Source organism: Lacinutrix algicola (assembly GCF_001418085.1).
Lineage (GTDB): Bacteria > Bacteroidota > Bacteroidia > Flavobacteriales > Flavobacteriaceae > Lacinutrix > Lacinutrix algicola.
In genome coordinates, this window is record NZ_LIQH01000020.1 from 30044 (window position 1) to 45366 (window position 15323).

Consider the following 15323-nt stretch of genomic DNA (forward strand, 5'->3'; position numbering starts at 1 on the left):
CGGAAAAACAACACCATGCAATACGATTTTAACGACATTGAAGCCAAGTGGCAAAAATATTGGGCAGAAAACCAAACGTTTAAAGCCTCAAATAATAGCGATAAACCTAAATATTACGTACTCGATATGTTTCCTTATCCATCTGGAGCAGGTTTGCACGTTGGGCATCCTTTAGGCTATATTGCCAGCGACATTTATGCACGTTACAAACGCCATAAAGGTTTTAATGTATTGCATCCTCAAGGTTACGATAGTTTTGGTTTGCCTGCAGAGCAGTACGCAATACAAACAGGACAGCATCCTGCAATTACTACGGAAACTAACATAAAAACGTATAGAAGACAATTAGATCAAATTGGTTTTTCTTTCGATTGGAGTAGAGAAGTACGCACTTCAAATCCAGAATATTACAAATGGACACAATGGATATTTATTCAGTTATTCGAATCGTATTATTGCAATAATGACAATAAGGCTAAAGATATAAAAGAATTAACTTCAATTTTTTCTTCGGAAGGAAATGCCAATGTTAACGTGGCTTGTGATGATGATATTGAAGCGTTTTCAGCTGAAGCTTGGAATAGTTTTTCAACTGAAAAGCAACAAGAAATACTATTAAAATACAGATTAACATACTTAGCTGAAACCGAAGTAAATTGGTGTCCAGTTTTAGGAACTGTTTTGGCAAACGACGAAATTGTAAACGGTGTTTCAGAACGTGGTGGACATCCAGTTGTACGTAAAAAGATGACACAGTGGAGTATGCGTATTTCTGCTTATGCAGAAAGACTTTTACAAGGACTGGAAGATGTAGATTGGACGGATTCTTTAAAAGAAACACAGCGTAACTGGATTGGAAAATCGGTTGGAGCAACAGTATCTTTTAATGTAAAAGATCATGACGAGAAAATAGAAGTCTTCACCACAAGACCAGATACTATTTTTGGAGTAAGTTTCATGACTTTAGCACCAGAACACGAATTAGTATCTAAATTAACAACAGCAGACCAAAAAGAAGCTGTTGAAGCCTATATTGAAAAAACCGCAAAACGTAGTGAACGTGATCGTATGGCAGATGTAAAAACCATTTCTGGTGTATTTACAGGTGCTTATGCAGAACATCCTTTTACTAAAGAGCTAGTACAAATTTGGATTGGCGATTACGTATTAGCAAGTTATGGAACAGGAGCAGTTATGGCTGTGCCTTGTGGAGATCAGCGTGATTACGATTTTGCAAAACATTTTAATATTGAAATTCCAAACATTTTTGAAGGTGTAGATATTAGTGAAGAGGCTTTTACAGGAAAAGACAATGTAAAGATTGCTAATAGCGATTTCCTAAACGGAATGAACTACAAAAAAGCAAGTAAACGTGCTATTTACGATTTAGAGCAACTAGGTCAAGGTGAAGGTAAAACAAACTATAGATTACGTGATGCTGTATTTTCTAGACAGCGTTATTGGGGAGAACCATTTCCAGTATATTATGTAAATGGAATGCCACAAATGATAGATGCACAACATCTACCAATACAATTACCAGAAGTAGAAAAGTATTTACCAACCGAAGAAGGAGAGCCGCCTTTAGGTCGTGCCGATGTTTGGGCTTGGGATACTAAAAATAACAAAGTCGTTTCTAACGATGCTATTGATAATGAAACTGTGTTTTCATTAGAACTAAACACAATGCCAGGTTGGGCAGGAAGTTCTTGGTATTTTTTCCGTTATATGGAAGAAGCAGCCAATAGAGGAGGTGTTTTTGCAAGTGAAGATGCGTTGAACTATTGGGAAAATGTAGATTTATACATTGGTGGAGCAGAGCATGCTACTGGTCACTTATTGTATTCTCGTTTTTGGGTGAAATTATTAAAAGATCGCGGTTTTGTAAATGTTGAAGAACCTTTTAAGAAGTTGATAAACCAAGGTATGATTTTGGGAACTAGTGCTTTTGTGAAAAGAATAGGTTTTAGAGTTGCGGATTTAAATTTAGAGATTTTAAAAGGAAGCAAAGAAGATAAGGATAATTATAAAAGTCTTCAAGAAAGACTTAGTCTTATTAAAGAAATTTATATATCTGATGACTTAATAAAGTATTTAAAGAAAGGGTATAATTCTGATAATGAGAGTTATGGTGATAAAGAGAGAGAGCATAATGAGAAAAGAAAAGAAATTTTGGATAACTTTTATCCTGTAATTGAATATGAAATAAATAAGCTTAATTTAAAAGGTAAAGTCTCTGTGGATACTTCATTACTGAATTTTTATAAAACTCACGTAAAAGTACAATACGTCAATGCTTCAGATGAATTAGATATTGAAAGTTTAAAAAATGATGCTGAATTTGGAGCAGAATATAGAGACGCTGAATTTGTTTTAGAGGATGGTGTTTATAAAGTAGGTAGAGATGTTGAGAAAATGTCTAAATCTAAATATAACGTAGTAAGTCCTGATCAAATTTGCATCGATTACGGAGCAGATAGTCTTCGTTTATACGAAATGTTCTTAGGTCCATTAGAACAGTACAAGCCATGGAATACTGCAGGTATTACAGGAGTTCATAATTTCTTAAAGAAACTATGGAAATTGTATGTAGACGACAATGGTTTAAAAGTAAACGACGCAGAACCAACAAAAGACAACTTAAAAACATTACATAAAACCATAAAGAAGGTACAGGAAGATATCGAGAATTTCTCTTTTAATACTTCGGTGTCTACTTTTATGATTGCTGTAAACGAACTTGGCGCTCAAAAATGTACAAGTAAAGAAATACTTGAACCTTTATTGGTTTTAGTATCACCTTACGCACCACATATTGCTGAAGAGTTGTTTAGCAAGTTAGGAAATAGTGCATCTATTTCTACTGCTGATTTTCCAGAATTTGAGGCAAGCCATTTAGTAGAAAGTAGCAAAAATTACCCAATTTCGTTTAATGGTAAAATGCGTTTTACGTTAGAATTGCCAATGGATTTAAGTAAAGACGAAATAGAAAAAGCAGTTATGGCTCACGAAAAAACCATAGCACAATTAGAAGGTCGTACGCCTAAAAAAGTAATTGTAGTTCCTGGTAAAATTGTAAATATTGTAGGCTAGAAAAAAGTTGGCTTACTAAATAATAGAATGGATTCTTTTATAAGAGAGAATCCATTTTTTTATACTTGATATTTAAATAGGGTTATTCAAATTTTTCTATTTATTTTTAGGGCTACGCTTTGGTTTTTCCGCGAAAGCGCAATACAAATTGTTTTTATTAAAATGATTTAAGTAATTACAATAACAGTAAAAAAGGAGATGGGTTTTAAAATAAAACGGAACGACCAAATAGGAATGTTTTTCTTTGCAGCATTTGTAATAGGCACATCTTTAATATGGTTTTTCGAGGAACGATTTAATTCGAAGCAATGGAAATCGAGTCCAGGAATGCGGTATAAAATTGTAGAAGACCTTTTAGACAATAAATTAATTGTTGGCAAAAGAAAAGCAGATGTTATTGTTTTATTAGGAGAAGGAGAGGTTTACAATGTTAACGGAAAAGAACACATGGAATACCGTTTAGGTATAAAACCTACTTTTTTTGAAGAAAAACGAGAGAGGTTAACTGTTGTTTTTGAATCTGATTTGGCTACAGAGGTGATTCATTCTAAAGAGAAATTAAAATAATCCGTTTATTAGCTGACATTTTTTCTATTAAATACATTGGCTTACTTTTTGTTATATTTATAACTAGAATTAATATTTAAAATTATGATGGGAACAGGTTATATGGGTTACTATGTTATTATTGGAATAATATCTGTAGTAAGCTGGTTGGTTAGCAGTCAATTAAAAAAGAAATTTGCTAAATACTCTAAGGTGCATTTAAGAAATGGAATGAGCGGTGCAGAGATTGCTAGAAAAATGTTAGCCGATCACGGTATTAGAGATGTTGAGGTTATTTCTACTCCTGGACAATTAACAGATCATTACAATCCTGCAAATAAAACGGTTAACTTAAGTGAGGTGGTTTATGGCGAACGTAACGCTTCGGCAGCGGCTGTTGCTGCACACGAATGTGGTCATGCGGTACAACATGCTACGGCTTACAAGTACTTAACCATGCGTTCTAAATTAGTACCGGTTGTTCAAGTAACATCTAATATTTCTCAATGGGTTATTTTTGGAGGTATAGCATTAATGGCAAGTGAGGCTATGGGTGCTGCTGGTAAATATGTGGCTATTGCTGGTTTAATAATGATGGGTTTTGCGACACTATTTAGTGTGGTAACTTTACCTGTAGAATACGATGCTAGTAACCGTGCATTAGCATGGTTAAAAAATAAAAACATAGTAACACCAGAAGAATACAAAGGTTCGGAAGATGCACTTAAATGGGCTGCAAGAACATATTTAGTGGCTGCTCTTGGAGCAATTGCTTCTTTGTTGTACTTTGCTTTAAGAATATTTGGATCTAAAGATTAAAAACTAAAAATAAGACAAACAACTATATGGAAAACTCTTTCGAAAACCCAATGCCACAACAACGTATGGCGCTTAGTGCTGTAGCACAAGAAGAACGCGTAGCATTTTATAAAAAAACTTATGCGCATGTTGCTGTAGGTGTATTAGTATTTATATTTTTTGAATACCTTTTTTTACAAAGTGAAGCTGTAGTAAATTTTGCGTTATCAATGACCGAAGGTTTTAAATGGTTATTAATGTTAGGTGGTTTTATGTTTATTACCAACTATGCAGAAAATATGGCACTAAAAACGCCGGATAAAAACAAGCAGTACTTAGCTTTTGGATTATACATTTTAGCTGAAGCCTTTATTTTTATTCCAATGATTTATATTGCTTTAACGTATCTGCCACAAGGATCGGAAATGATACAGCAAGCAGGAATAGTTACTTTGGCTTTGTTTTCTGGATTAACAGCGGTAGTGTTTGTTACTAAAAAAGATTTTTCTTTCTTAAAAACAGGTTTAACAATAGGTTTCTTTATTGCATTAGGTTTAATTGTAGCAGGAACACTTTTTGGGTTTAATATGGGATTATGGTTTTCTGTAGGTATGTGTTTACTTGCTGGAGGTTCTATTTTATATCAAACTTCTAACCTTGTTAAAAAATATACAATAGACGATTATATTCCTGCAGCTTTAGGATTGTTTGCGTCGTTAATGTTATTATTCTGGTATGTATTAAGAATATTTATGTCTAGAGATTAATCTCCTATAAAATTATAAATTAAAAAGCTCCTCTAATTAGAGGAGCTTTTTGTTTATATAATATTTAGTTTTTAGGTTAAAATGAATTGCTGTCTAAAGAAACAAGTTTGTTTTTTAGTGCATATATTACTAATCCTGCAACGTTTTTGGCTTCGGTTTTTAATAGTAAATTATTACGATGTCCTTCTACAGTTCTTGGGCTTATAAAAAGTTTTTTGGCGATATCGCTTGTGGTCATTTGTTTACAAATAAGCTCTAAAACTTCTATTTCTCTTTTTGTGAAATAATTAGCATCAAAAGTAGATTTTGTTTTTTTGTCCTTAGGGTTTACTAAGCTTTCATGGACATACTGTAATACTTGCTCATCGTAATGAAAACCTTTTTCGGCAACTTGTTCTATGGTTTTAATCATTAATGCAGGTGTGCTGTTTTTTGCTAAGTAAGCAACAGCTCCAATAGAAATCATATTTAAAATAAAAGGCTTGCTAAAGTAGCTGGTTAATGCAATAACCTTAATATTAGGAAATTCTTTTCTAATAATTTTTGTTACCTCTATACCATTTAATCCAGGCATTTTTAAATCGGTAACAACAATTTCTGGATGCGTGTTTGCACTACGTAATTTGTTAATTAAATCATCACCATCTTCGGCATGAAAAAGGATGTCAATATTTTCTTGGTTACCTAAAATAGCTAGTAAACCTTGTCTAAAAAGTAACTCGTCGTCTGCTAATACTATTCTTATTTTATTCATTGTATTTGCAATTTATAATAAAATGACTTCCATTATTTTGAGTGCTATCAATTTTAAGTTTTCCATTTAAAATTTTAACTCGACTTTTAATATTCTGTAATCCAATTCCGGTTTTTTTGTGCAGTTCTAAAACATTAAATCCAATACCATTGTCTTGATAATGTATTACAAAACCGTTAGCATCTTGCTCCATAAATACGGCAAGTTCTTTTGCTTTTCCATGTTTAATTGAGTTGTTTATTAGTTCTTGAATAATCCTGAATACATGTAGTTGATTGTTATCATTAAGCATATGTAGCTCTTCAATATTATGTTCAATGTCTATAGCCGTATTTGTAGAAATATCATCAAACAATTCTTCTAAGGCAACTTTAAGTCCAAATTGATCTAGAATAGGAGGCATTAAATCGTGAGCAATTCTTCTGGAACTTTGTAGTGTGCCAGTGGTAATCTCTAATATTTGATTTAAAGATTCGCGTTGTTTTATATTAATAGTTTTATCACACAAAAGTACATTTGTACTTAGGCTAATTATATTTAATTTAGAGCTAATAGCGTCGTGTAGATCTTGTGCTATACGGGTGCGTTCGGCTTCTTGAATAGCTATAGAGGTTTGTAATATTTTTTGTTGATTTTCTAATTTTAAAGCTGATTTCTCAAGTTCCTTTTGAACTATTTTTTGTCTAGAATAATGAAAAAACAGAATTAACCCAGTAGTTACTAAAACCAAAAAGATGATGCCGTAAACTAAAGCCTGAATTATTAATTTTTCGTTTTCCATAAACTCTTTTTCCATTCTATTAAAATTAGTATTAAAAAACCTAAATAGAACAATCTATTTAAAAACCAGATATTAAAGGATAGCAACCTGTCTACAGTATTAAGTAGGTTTCCTAAAATAAAAATAAGAGTACTTGTAGATAGATATATTAATACTCCAGCGTTTATATACATAAATTTCCCTGGTTTGCTTAGCAAGTTATATAAGTGAAATATAGAATATAATATCAAAGGAAATGAAGTGATAAATATTTCTAACAAATTAAACTTAGAAAATAAACCGGGATTTAAAGAGTATTGAATTATTAAAATTGAAAAAATCAAAGCACTTATTATTTTTACATATTTTTTCTGATTTGTATTAAATAGTTGATTGTAAAATAAAGACAAGAAAATAAATTGAAAAATAAAATAAAAATGTGATAGGTATAAGTTGTTTAATTTTAAATTATATAACCTCTGAATTTTCACTATTTGATCACTGCCAATTGAAATACATAAACTAAGAACTAAATAAAAAACAAAATACCTAACAGCTTTGCTTTTGTTCCCTTTTAAGTAGCTATAAATATATAATGTTGCGTTTATAAAAAGTATTATTAAGCCAAGCTGTTTTAATAGATCATCAATTTCTTTCATTCCATTTTCTAAGGATTATATAAAGGGCTGTTTGGGTCACATGTGCTAGGACAAGGTGAGGTAAAGTCGAATACGCCACTCCCTTCTAGAGCAGCTACTGCTTTTTCTGTTTCTTCATCAGGACACCCTGAAGATTTTTCGTCTTCAATAATATCTCGGTATATCCCATTACAATCTTTTACTGTACCTACAATTAGTAGTTTTTCTGTTTTAGCGCTTGGCGGATCGTTTTTAGATTTCTTAATAGCCATATAAGCACGCACTCCAGAGTCTGTAACATTCTCTATTGCATAGTGACCATCATCTTGTTTTACAAGCACATTCATTTCTTCTAAACATGCAATTAAATCGTTTGAAGGGATTAGAAAAGCTTTAGCATGTGTTGGGTTTTCTTCCTGCCATTTACGTGCATAAATAATTGCGTCTTCAAGGTCTATTTGTTTTGCTTTCATAATAATATTTGTTTGAGTTGGTTATTATCTAAAAGTACTAAAATATTGTTATTGAATAACATAGTAGATTAAAAACAGGTGTAAACCCCTGTTTTTTAATATGAGTAAAAATGCGCTAAAAAAAGAGAGTTATCTAGAATACATTTACAGTATTAATCAACTAAAAACAAAAATTATGGAACAGTTTATTGGACAAATTATGATGTTCGGTGGAAATTTTGCACCACGAAATTGGGCGTTTTGTAACGGTCAATTATTGGGAATCTCTCAACATCAGGCGTTATTTTCACTTTTGGGAACTAATTATGGTGGTGATGGTAGAACCACATTTGGTTTGCCAGATTTAAGAGGCAGAGTGCCAGTACATGCTGGCAATGGTCCGGGATTACCTCCTGCAAAATTAGGGCAAAAAGGAGGAGCGGCAACGGTAATACTTGATATTAATCAAATTCCAGCACATGCTCATAGCGCTGCTATAGAGGCTGTTAATCCGCTTCCAAGAGGAGAGAATGCCGTAACAAACCCAACCGGAGCGTATAATGCTTTAGGAGGAGCATATGCAATGGGTAAAAACACAAAAATGGCAGCAGATAGTGTGTCTGTTGGGCAAACAGGAGGTAATCAAGCACACGATAACATGCAGCCTTATCAAGTTGTAAATTATATAATTGCTTTAGATGGTATATTTCCATCAAGAAGCTAATTAAAAATTTAATCAAAGGTAAATCAAATGTGATTTTTGCCTTTGGTTTTAACTTCTAAAACTTATTATTATGAAAAAAAACTACACTTTAAAAAAGGCAACATTAGATAGCATTTTTTTTGTTGCTTAATCATGTTAAGTTATAGCGTAAATGCACAAGTATTAAATTTTACTATTGATACGGCAGTAGATGATGGAGTAAGTGTTACCGAGACACTTACTACAGGATCTGATACTTATGTATTGCTAATTGACGTTCCTGGTTCAGGAGCTGAAACTGTAGTACCTTTATCTGGTGCCGATTTAGTCTTCTATTTTGGAAGTGGAGCAGCTATAAACACCTTTACTTTAACACTTACTAAAAATGGTAATCCTATAAATTTTAAATTAAACGGAATGGATTATGACACTTTAGAAACAGGGAGTATTTCTCTTGTAAACCAAGATGATGAAGTCATTTCAATAGAGCAAGAATATGTAGTAGGTGCTGGTGCTATACCTATAAATAATCCAAGTAATGCTGTAGATATTACAGCATTTAAGATTCTTCAGCCAGATGTGAGTGATAATACAGATTTTGCATTTCACAATATAGAGGTAGATGTTCTTGATACATTAAGTACGGAAGCGTCTATATCTTTAGATAGTCAAGTTGTTATTTTTCCAAATCCATCTAATGGAGACATAACGATTAAAAGTTCTGGTGTAACTTTATATACAGCTGTCGTTACAGATATTAACGGTCGAACAATTGAGACTATCAATTTAAATGGAATAACAACCAATAAAAACTTAAATTTAAGTTCTAAATTATTTTCAGGGTTATATTTTGTTTCAATTGTATCTGAAAAAGGTACAATTACTAAAAAGTTAATTATTAAATAAATAATTTAATTTATTGTAGGAAAAAAACTCTTAAAGTGATTTAAGAGTTTTTTTTGTTAGTTTGATTTGATACATTTTATATCTTAATCTGTCTATCAATTTGCTGGTTTAGAGAAATAAAAGTTTCTGTTCTCGATACACCTTCTATAGACTGAATGTCTTTGTTTAAAACATGCATAAGGTGCTCGTTATCTTTGCAAAGAATTTTAATAAAAATACTCCAATTTCCTGTGGTGTAATGACATTCTAAAACTTCGGGTATTTTTTTTAGTTGCTTTACAGCTTCAGGATTACTCATAGCTTTGTCTAAATAAACACCAATATACGCCATGGTAGTGTAGCCTAATACTTTTGGGTTTATAATAAATTTAGAACCTGCTATTAATCCAGATTTTTCTAGTTTTTTTAAACGCTGGTGTATTGCTGCTCCAGAGATACCTACTTGTCGGGCAATCTCTAAAACCGGCGTTCTTGCATCTTCCATTAAAGCACGAAGTATCTTTTTATCGATACCATCTATATGTATGTTTTGGTTTATAACCTTCATTTAAATGTTTTTTTAGTACCGCTACAGCGGAAAATCTATTACTGTTAGAGTTTATTGCTTTTTAAGTACAATAAAACTCTAATTTAAAACATAAATGTACTAAAATAGTATAAAACTAAAACTTTAATGCTATTACAGAACTGAGGTAAGTGCGTTAAGGATAGAAGTGGCATCCTTTTTTTGCTGCCATATATGGCAAAAAAAGATATAACGTAGAGCCTGACCAAGACAATGCCCTTAGGCATGTCTTGGTAACGCCCAAATATTATACGTGTAAAGGATTGTAGCCTAAATAAGGTACTTTTTTCTCTTTAAAGATAATGCCATAATCTTCTAGTTCTTCTAGAATTGGTTCGTAAACTTCTTTGTTTATTGGTCTTAAAACACCAGGAGTGGTGATTTTTTTGTTAAGTATTGCCATTGCAGCCATTGCTACAGGTAAACCAACGGTTTTAGCCATTGCGGTATAGGTTTGATCTTCTCCTAAAGTTACCATTGTAGCATCTATTTGGTATTTTTTACCATTTAATTGGTAGCCAAATTTATGATACATTACAATCATGTCTTTATCTGTAGGGTCTAGTGTCCAGCTATCCATTAATATTTTTTGTAATATTTGTGCTGGAGTTGCTTTATCTAGAGTTACCATTTTTGTAGGGCTAAAGATATCTAGCTCTTCAAATTTATCCCAAACAACATCATCTTGGTCTATTTTTAATGCGTGTCTAAATTTAATTTCTACAGAGTCTGTAGGACTGTATGGTAAAAATGAGTTTACAAAATCGCGATAGCTCATGTTTTTGCTATCGTCTATTGTGTAGCTATCGTCTGTCATGCCTAACGCAGCAAAAACATTCCAAGCACGACTAAAACCAACTCGTCTTATAGTTCCGCGATATAATGTTTTAACATCGTCTATGCCATAAATGCTTTGGTATTTTAAAGAATCTCTGTTAGCGTAGGCTTCAAAACGACCAAAACCATCAACTTCTAAAAACTCTGTTCGTCTAAATAAACGGTTGTACGGTATGTATTTATATGTACCTTCTTGTAAAAATTTAGCAGCACTGCCTTGTCCTGCTAAAACTACATTTCTTGGGTTCCAAGTAAATTTGTAGTTCCATAAGTTATTGTCGCTTTCTGGAGCAACTAAACCACCGGTAAAAGATTCGAATAAAATAAGTTTTCCACCTTGAGCTTTTATTCTATCTATTACGTGCATAGCACTCATGTGGTCGATTCCTGGATCCACACCTATTTCATTCATAAAAACTAAGCCTTTTTCTTTGGCCTGTGCGTCTAGTGCTTGCATTTCGTCACTAACATAAGATGCTGTTACCATGTTTTTATTATAGGTAATGCAGTCTTTTGCAACTTCTATATGAAAACGTGCAGGAAGCATAGAAATTACTATGTCTGCAGATTTTACAGCCTCAATTCTAGATTTTTTGTTAAAAACATCTAAAGTTATTGCGTTTGCGTTTTTATGATTATTTGTAAGTTTTGATGCGTTTGCTATATCTAAATCACCAACAGTTATTTGTAGATTTTCTGTTTCAGATTTGTCTAAAAGATACTTTATTAAATAGGATGCAGATTTTCCTGATCCTATAACCAAAATGTTTCTCATATTAAGAATTGTTATGTAATTTTGTATTTAAAATACGAATGTAATAAATGCTAACGTTATTTAAACTCAAATAATACATTTATATGAATAAAAGAATATTAATTCTAGCCACTGTTTTTGGCTTTTTTGCAGTAGTAATTGGAGCTTTTGCTGCTCATGGATTAAAACCTAAAATTTCTGCCTCTGCAATGCAATCTTTTGAGACAGGTGTGCGTTATCAAATGTATCACGCACTATTACTATTGTTTGTTGGTAATATGGACGGCATATCTGCCAAAGCAAAAAAAATAGTGTTTTATTTAATAGGTGTTGGCATCTTGTTTTTTTCGGGTTCAATATATAGTTTGGCTACCAATAGTTTAACTGGTTTCGATTTTAGCGTAATTGGTTTTATTACTCCAATTGGAGGATTATTACTTATTTTGTCTTGGGTAGTCTTATTTGTGGAATTTGTAAAAAAATAAGATAAATAACTTGTATTTTTATCAGTATCTCATATTTATGTGTAATTTTACACTCTAAACAATAATCTAAATTATGGTAAACCATACACAATCTGCGAAATCGATTTCGTTAGAACAATACGGTATTAAGAACGCTAATGTTCAATACCAATTATCTCCTCAAGAATTACAAGATATAACAATCGAGAAAGGACAAGGCGTGAAAGCGTCTTCCGGAGCTTTAGCTGTTAATACAGGTGAGTTTACTGGGCGTTCTCCAATGGATCGTTTTATTGTAAAAGACGATATTACAAAAGACCGCGTTTGGTGGGGAGACATAAACATTCCTTTCGATTCTGATAAATTTGATAAACTTTATAATAAAGTTGTCGATTATTTATCTGAAAAAGAAGTATTTGTAAGAGATAGTTATGCTTGTGCAGACGAAGATTATAAATTAAATATTCGTGTAATCAATGAGTTTCCTTGGAGTAACATGTTTGCATATAATATGTTTTTACGCCCAACTGAAGAGGAGTTAAAAGATTTCTCTCCAGAATGGACTATCGTAAATGCACCAGATTTTATGGCAAATCCAGAAGAAGATGGTACACGCCAACATAACTTTGCTATCTTAAATTTTGAAAAGAAAATAGCTCTTATAGGTGGAACTGGTTATACTGGTGAAATTAAAAAAGGTATTTTCTCTGCATTAAACTTTATACTTCCGGTGTTTAAAAATACTTTACCAATGCACTGTAGTGCTAATGTTGGTAAAAATGATGATACCGCTATTTTCTTTGGACTATCAGGAACTGGAAAAACAACTTTATCTACAGATCCAGACAGAAGTTTAATTGGTGACGATGAGCATGGTTGGACTGCAGAAAACACTGTCTTTAATTTTGAAGGTGGTTGTTATGCTAAAGTAATTAACTTGTCTCAAGAACAAGAACCAGAAATATTTGCAGCTATAAAAGAAGGTGCAATTCTGGAGAATGTAAAAATGAATGATAAAGGAGAAGTAGATTTTGAAGATACTTCTATTACGCAAAACACACGTGTAAGTTACCCAATTTATCATATTGAAAATATTAAGAAGCCATCTATAGGAAAGAATCCTAAAAATATATTCTTTTTAACAGCAGATGCTTTTGGTGTATTGCCTCCAATTTCTAAATTAACTCCAGCTCAAGCAGCATACCACTTTATTTCTGGTTATACAGCTAAGGTTGCAGGAACAGAAGCAGGAGTTAAAGAACCACAGCCATCATTTTCAGCTTGTTTTGGAGCGCCTTTTATGCCATTGCATCCAACAAAGTATGCAGAGATGCTAAGTAAGAAGATGTTAGATGCTAACGTTAATGTATGGTTAGTTAATACAGGATGGTCTGGTGGATCTTACGGTGTTGGTAAACGTATGAAATTAAAATATACACGTGCTATGATTAGTGCAGTGTTAAATGGTGATTTAGGATTGTATAATTACGATGATTACCATATTCACTCTGTATTTGGAGTTGCGCAACCAAGATCATGTCCTGGAGTACCAACAGAAGTGTTGAGTCCTAGAGCAACTTGGAAAGATGATAAAGCATATTATGATACTGCCTTTAAATTAGCAAACGCATTTAGAAAAAACTTTGAACAGTTTGAAGATAATGCAAGCGAAGAAATAAGACGTGGTGGACCACAACGTTATGCTTACTAAGTATAACTAAACTATAACTAAAAAAGGCTTCTCGATAGAGAAGCCTTTTTTTATGAGATATAAAATAATAAGTGTTATTATTTTTTATTTACAAGCGTAATGTATTTTTTTAAAGCCATTGTCATAGAAGGTGTTTCTGGTGTTGGAGCAGCAATATCGACTCTTAAACCTTTTGCTTCTACAGCTTTTATTGTTGTGTTTCCAAACACTGCAATTCTCGTATCTTTTTGTTCGAAATCTGGAAAATTATGAAATAAAGAATCAATACCACTTGGGCTAAAGAATACTAATATATCATAAGTAACATTTTCTAAATCAGATAAATCACTAATTACAGTTTTATAAAAAACAGCTTCTTTCCAGTTTACACCTAAACCATTTAAAACTTCTGGCACTTCTGCTTTAAGTTTATCAGCTGCAGGTAATAAAAATGTTTCGTCTTTATATTTTTTAATTAAAGGAGAAAGTTCTGAAAATGTACGTTTACCAACATAAATTTTACGTTTTCTGTATACTACGTATTTTTGAAGGTAGTAGGCTACGGCCTCAGACTGGCAAAAATATTTCATGCTGTCTGGCACTTTAAAACGCATTTCGTCGGCTACTCTAAAAAAGTGATCGACTGCGTTTCTACTGGTTAGTATAATGGCTGTAAATTTACCAAGATCGATTTTTTGTTGTCTAATTTCTTTAGAAGGGACACCTTCTACATGAATAAAAGGACGAAAATCTATTTTAACTTTCTGTCTTTCTGACAAGTCGAAATATGGTGAGTTTTCTATTTTAGGTTCCGGTTGCGATACTAAAATGGTTTTTACTTTCATATTCTAATAGCTTTTTAAGACCTTATTGTAGTGTATATAACTTATACAAAACTAGATAAGGTGAAATTTCAAGTGCGCAAAGATACAAAATAAAATAGAGCCAATTCTTTTTTATAGTTTTAAGATTATTTTTTATAAATAATAGGATGCCATAAACGTTAATTAAGGCCAACAATACTACAAAAATAGAGGTGTTTGTATGTGTTGGATACCAAGAATACATTAGGATAGCATTAATCGGTATTAGTAATAGACCTAAGAAGTTTTTATAACTCACTTTTAAAAAAATGTAGTTATCAATAATAGCATCCATATTAAGAATGCTACTTACTAAACGTTCTAATAGTATTTTAATAAGAAATAAAATACTAATACCAAAGGCTAGTTTTGGTGGCGTTATGTATTCAGTTTTTGGAAGGTTTACACTTAAATTAAAGCATAGTAATGTAAAAACGGTTAAGCTAATAATGAGATTTAAAAAAAGTAAGCCTTCAAACAGGTCAAAAAACTTCTGTTCTCTAGAATAAACTTTTAAATATCTAAAGTTTATTAATAATACTTGAAAGTCTCTAAAACGTTTTGGGAATAAAAGTTTAGTGATTGCAACAAGAACAAGACAAATTACAAGTAATATGGTATATAGTTCGGTTGAAAGGACTTCTCTTAGCATGCCGTAAAATTATTATAAAATTCTCAAGGCGATGCATCATTTATTAAGAAATTTTTATAAAAAAGCAATTGTCAAATTATG

The 15323-nt window shown here is 32.1% G+C and carries 15 protein-coding genes; 8 read left to right on the plus strand and 7 right to left on the minus strand.

The window, feature by feature from the left end:
- Window positions 1-15: 15 nt before the first annotated feature.
- The 4 genes from ASC41_RS00830 (at window position 16) to ASC41_RS00845 (ending at window position 5204) form a co-directional block, all read left to right on the plus strand.
- The gene (locus ASC41_RS00830; protein WP_055434749.1) at window positions 16-3093 is read left to right on the plus strand and encodes a leucine--tRNA ligase; all 3078 of its coding nucleotides are present in this window, start codon (window positions 16-18) and stop codon (window positions 3091-3093) included.
- A 198-nt stretch (window positions 3094-3291) separates the two neighbouring features.
- Complete coding sequence (locus ASC41_RS00835) at window positions 3292-3660, plus strand: hypothetical protein (RefSeq protein WP_055434750.1); 369 nt, start codon at window positions 3292-3294, stop codon at window positions 3658-3660.
- 84 nt (window positions 3661-3744) lie between these two features.
- A complete protein-coding gene (locus tag ASC41_RS00840) occupies window positions 3745-4458 on the plus strand; it encodes a zinc metallopeptidase (protein ID WP_083477107.1) in 714 nt (237 codons plus the stop codon).
- 26 nt (window positions 4459-4484) lie between these two features.
- A complete protein-coding gene (locus ASC41_RS00845) occupies window positions 4485-5204 on the plus strand; it encodes a Bax inhibitor-1/YccA family protein (protein ID WP_055434751.1) in 720 nt (239 codons plus the stop codon).
- 76 nt (window positions 5205-5280) lie between these two features.
- On the opposite strand, the gene ASC41_RS00850 is transcribed toward ASC41_RS00845, so the two are convergent.
- The 3 genes from ASC41_RS00850 to ASC41_RS00865 all read right to left on the minus strand — a co-directional run bounded on the left by ASC41_RS00850 (window position 5281) and on the right by ASC41_RS00865 (window position 7829).
- Window positions 5281-5958 (minus strand): response regulator transcription factor, encoded by a 678-nt coding sequence (locus tag ASC41_RS00850; protein ID WP_055434752.1) that lies wholly within the window; start codon window positions 5956-5958, stop codon window positions 5281-5283.
- Window positions 5951-6754: a sensor histidine kinase gene (locus ASC41_RS00855; RefSeq protein WP_241489613.1), complete on the minus strand. Its 804-nt coding sequence runs from the start codon at window positions 6752-6754 to the stop codon at window positions 5951-5953. The genes ASC41_RS00850 and ASC41_RS00855 overlap by 8 nt, the downstream gene beginning before the upstream one ends.
- Window positions 6755-7385: 631 nt before the next feature.
- Window positions 7386-7829: a hypothetical protein gene (locus ASC41_RS00865; protein ID WP_055434754.1), complete on the minus strand. Its 444-nt coding sequence runs from the start codon at window positions 7827-7829 to the stop codon at window positions 7386-7388.
- 100 nt (window positions 7830-7929) lie between these two features.
- On the opposite strand from ASC41_RS00865, the gene ASC41_RS00870 reads away from it, so the two are divergent.
- Window positions 7930-8532, plus strand: a complete 603-nt coding sequence (locus ASC41_RS00870; RefSeq protein WP_338034450.1) for a phage tail protein — start codon at window positions 7930-7932, stop codon at window positions 8530-8532.
- A 132-nt stretch (window positions 8533-8664) separates the two neighbouring features.
- Complete coding sequence (locus ASC41_RS00875) at window positions 8665-9417, plus strand: T9SS type A sorting domain-containing protein (RefSeq protein WP_055434755.1); 753 nt, start codon at window positions 8665-8667, stop codon at window positions 9415-9417.
- Window positions 9418-9493: 76 nt separating this feature from the next.
- Here the strand turns inward: ASC41_RS00875 and ASC41_RS00880 are convergent, their stop codons facing one another.
- Together ASC41_RS00880 and ASC41_RS00885 are read right to left on the minus strand one after the other, a co-directional pair.
- Entirely contained in the window at window positions 9494-9964 is a 471-nt protein-coding gene (locus ASC41_RS00880) for an Lrp/AsnC family transcriptional regulator (RefSeq protein WP_055434756.1), read from the minus strand.
- A 265-nt stretch (window positions 9965-10229) separates the two neighbouring features.
- Window positions 10230-11594 carry a saccharopine dehydrogenase family protein gene (locus ASC41_RS00885; RefSeq protein ID WP_055434757.1) on the minus strand — a complete coding sequence of 455 codons (1365 nt, stop codon included), beginning with the start codon at window positions 11592-11594 and terminating at the stop codon, window positions 10230-10232.
- A gap of 83 nt (window positions 11595-11677) precedes the next feature.
- Between ASC41_RS00885 and ASC41_RS00890 the strand changes: the two genes are divergently transcribed.
- Entirely contained in the window at window positions 11678-12058 is a 381-nt protein-coding gene (locus ASC41_RS00890; RefSeq protein ID WP_055434758.1) for a DUF423 domain-containing protein, read from the plus strand.
- A gap of 73 nt (window positions 12059-12131) precedes the next feature.
- The gene (pckA, locus tag ASC41_RS00895) at window positions 12132-13748 is read left to right on the plus strand and encodes a phosphoenolpyruvate carboxykinase (ATP) (protein WP_055434759.1); all 1617 of its coding nucleotides are present in this window, start codon (window positions 12132-12134) and stop codon (window positions 13746-13748) included.
- Between the two features lie 77 nt (window positions 13749-13825).
- On the opposite strand, the gene ASC41_RS00900 is transcribed toward pckA, so the two are convergent.
- Window positions 13826-14572: a uroporphyrinogen-III synthase gene (locus tag ASC41_RS00900; protein ID WP_055434760.1), complete on the minus strand. Its 747-nt coding sequence runs from the start codon at window positions 14570-14572 to the stop codon at window positions 13826-13828.
- Between the two features lie 22 nt (window positions 14573-14594).
- A complete protein-coding gene (locus tag ASC41_RS00905; protein ID WP_055434761.1) occupies window positions 14595-15242 on the minus strand; it encodes a DUF4271 domain-containing protein in 648 nt (215 codons plus the stop codon).
- Window positions 15243-15323: the final 81 nt, after the last annotated feature.